The organism is Hanstruepera neustonica, assembly GCF_002895005.1.
Classification (GTDB): domain Bacteria; phylum Bacteroidota; class Bacteroidia; order Flavobacteriales; family Flavobacteriaceae; genus Hanstruepera; species Hanstruepera neustonica.
On record NZ_POWF01000016.1, the window covers coordinates 1 to 525 of the forward strand.

The window sequence follows — 525 nt, forward strand, 5'->3', positions numbered from 1 at the left end:
CAACAAATGATGGTTGTGCTTATAGCCAGACTTGGACAGCGAATGTAACTGACAACTGTGGCAATCAAGCTGAAGCAGTGAGTATTACATACACATGGACAGTAGATATGGAAGCACCAATAATCACAACAGATAATGAGAGTGGCGACTTGGGCTGTAACCCAGAAGTTATGGCGCCAATGTTCGGAGCTACAGACAACTGTGGTGTAGGCGAGCCAATTGTAACTACCGAAGGTCCAACAAATGATGGTTGTGCTTATAGCCAGACTTGGACAGCGAATGTAACTGACAACTGTGGCAATCAAGCTGAAGCAGTAAGTGTTACTTATACTTGGACAGTAGATATGGAAGCACCAGTTATCACTACCAATGGGCAAAGTGGTGACTTGGGTTGTAACCCAGAAGTTATGGCACCGATGTTCGGAGCTACAGACAACTGTGGTGTAGGCGAGCCAATTGTAACTACTGAAGGTCCAACAAATGATGGTTGTGCTTATAGCCAGACTTGGACAGCGAATGTAACTG

The 525-nt window shown here is 45.1% G+C and carries 1 protein-coding gene; it reads left to right on the forward strand.

Annotated elements, in window-relative coordinates; all coding sequences use genetic code 11:
• Positions 1–525, forward strand: a 525-nt coding sequence (locus C1T31_RS14105) for a hypothetical protein (protein ID WP_165780120.1), incomplete at both ends; no start/stop codon positions are given.